The organism is Streptomyces lycii (assembly GCF_009735685.1).
In the GTDB taxonomy this organism is placed as follows: Bacteria; Actinomycetota; Actinomycetes; order Streptomycetales; family Streptomycetaceae; genus Streptomyces; species Streptomyces lycii.
In genome coordinates, this window is the sequence record NZ_WHPN01000051.1 from 1 (window position 1) to 2503 (window position 2503).

The window sequence follows — 2503 nt, forward strand, 5'->3', positions numbered from 1 at the left end:
CGCTGCCGGCCCGGAAGGTCACTTCCGGGTGATCCTTCCGCGGGGGCGCGAGACGCACTCCCAGGCGCCGATACACTGCACAGGACAAGCGCGTCAGGCTCACAGCGTCGTGCGTCTTCCACGCGGCTGACCCCCTTCACCGCCTTCGGCCGTCGGGACGGCCGTCCTCCCCCGAGCACCCCGGGGAGGTATCCCCAGGACTAGTGAGGACCACGTGAGCCCGAAACCTGTCGTACTCATCGCCGAAGAGCTGTCGCCCGCCACGGTCGACGCTCTCGGACCCGACTTCGAGATCCGGCACTGCAACGGCGCCGACCGAGCCGAACTGCTTCCCGCCATCGCCGACGTGGACGCCGTCCTCGTCCGCAGCGCCACCAAGGTGGACGCCGAGGCGATCGCCGCGGCGCGGAAGCTGAAGGTCGTCGCCCGAGCGGGTGTGGGCCTGGACAACGTCGACGTGTCCGCCGCGACCAAGGCCGGCGTGATGGTCGTCAACGCGCCGACCTCCAACATCGTCACCGCGGCGGAGCTGGCCTGCGGCCTGATCGTCGCCACCGCGCGGAACATCCCGCAGGCCAACACCGCCCTGAAGAACGGCGAGTGGAAGCGCAGCAAGTACACCGGTGTCGAGCTGTCCGAGAAGACGCTCGGTGTGGTGGGGCTCGGCCGGATCGGTGTGCTGGTCGCCCAGCGGATGTCCGCCTTCGGCATGAAGATCGTCGCGTACGACCCGTACGTCCAGCCGGCCCGTGCCGCGCAGATGGGTGTCAAGCTGCTCTCGCTGGACGAGCTGCTGGAGGTCTCGGACTTCATCACCGTCCACCTGCCGAAGACCCCCGAGACGCTCGGTCTCATCGGTGACGAGGCGCTGCACAAGGTCAAGCCCGAGGTCCGCATCGTCAACGCCGCGCGCGGCGGGATCGTCGACGAGGAGGCGCTGGCCAGCGCCCTCAAGGAGGGGCGGGTCGCGGCGGCCGGGCTCGACGTGTTCGCCAAGGAGCCGTGCACCGACTCCCCGCTGTTCGAGTTCGACAACGTCGTGGCGACCCCGCACCTCGGTGCCTCGACCGGTGAGGCCCAGGAGAAGGCGGGCATCGCGGTCGCCAAGTCGGTGCGCCTGGCCCTCGCGGGCGAACTGGTCCCGGACGCGGTCAACGTCCAGGGCGGCGTGATCGCCGAGGACGTCCGCCCGGGACTGCCGCTCGCCGAGCGGCTCGGCCGGATCTTCACCGCCCTCGCGGGCGAGGTGGCGGTCCGGCTCGACGTCGAGGTGTACGGCGAGATCACCCAGCACGACGTCAAGGTGCTGGAGCTGTCCGCGCTCAAGGGCGTCTTCGAGGACGTCGTCGACGAGACCGTGTCCTATGTGAACGCCCCGCTGTTCGCCCAGGAGCGCGGCGTCGAGGTCCGCCTGACCACCAGTTCGGAGTCCCCGGACCACCGCAACGTGGTCACGGTCCGCGGCACCCTCTCGGACGGCGAGGAGGTCTCCGTCTCGGGCACGCTGGCCGGTCCCAAGCACTTCCAGAAGATCGTCGCGGTGGGCGAGCACGACGTGGACCTCGGCCTCGCCGACCACATGCTCTTCCTCCGCTACGCCGACCGCCCCGGCGTGGTCGGCACGGTCGGCCGCGTCCTCGGCGAGGCCGGGCTGAACATCGCGGGCATGCAGGTCTCCCGCGCCGCGCAGGGCGGCGAGGCGCTGGTCGTCCTGACGGTCGACGACACGATCCCGCAGGCGCTGCTGGGCGAGATCGCGGAGGAGATCGGCGCGACGTCGGCCCGCGCGGTCAACCTCACGGACTGACCGCCCGCAGGGCACCCTCCCGGGCCCGGTTCCGCCACGGCGGGGCCGGGCCCGGGCGTTTCCGCGGGCACCGCTTCACAACCGGGCCCGTTTGAGCGCCATGTGCAGCAGCAGCCGGTCCTCCCCGTCGGCCAGGTCGAGGCCGGTGAGCCTGCCGGCCCGGGACAGCCGGTAGTAGAGCGTCTGGCGGTGGATGCCGAGCGCCGCCGCCGCGCGCCCTGCCTGGCCCGCGTGGTCGAGGAAGACCTCGGCGGTGCGGGCCAGCTCCGCGTGCGCGGGGCGCAGCAGTTCGGCGACGGCGGGGTCCGGGTCCGCCGGGGGCAGCTCGGTCAGCAGGCGGTACGGGCCGATCGCAGCCCATTCGGCGACCGGCCCCAGCCGTGCCTCGGCCCGCGCCGCACGGGCCGCGGCGAGCGCTTCCCGCCAGGCCCGCGGCAGCTCGCCGAGCCCGTCGCGGGGTGTGCCGAGGCCCGCCGCGGCGCCCGCGGCCCGCGGGGAGCGCAACAGCCGGGCGGCGGCGCCCCGGGCCGGGTCGGTGGCTGACGTCCGCAGCCCGACGAGCAGGGCCAGCCCCTGTGCGGGCACCGCGCAGAGGGCGAGCGCGCCGGGTACGCCCGACAGCCCGGGCACGTCGGCCGCGTCGGAGGCGTTCCCGGGCGCACCCGGCGCACCCGGCGCACCCGGCGCACCCGGCGC

At 73.7% G+C, this 2503-nt stretch carries 2 protein-coding genes; one reads left to right on the forward strand and one right to left on the reverse strand.

Features of this window, described 5'->3' with window-relative positions:
- Positions 1–214: 214 nt before the first annotated feature.
- Complete coding sequence (serA, locus tag GCU69_RS02730; protein ID WP_098749712.1) at positions 215–1807, forward strand: phosphoglycerate dehydrogenase; 1593 nt, start codon at positions 215–217, stop codon at positions 1805–1807.
- Positions 1808–1882: 75 nt separating this feature from the next.
- On the opposite strand, the gene GCU69_RS02735 is transcribed toward serA, so the two are convergent.
- Positions 1883–2503: helix-turn-helix domain-containing protein (locus tag GCU69_RS02735; RefSeq protein WP_170315764.1), on the reverse strand; the 621-nt coding region annotated here is incomplete at its 5' end.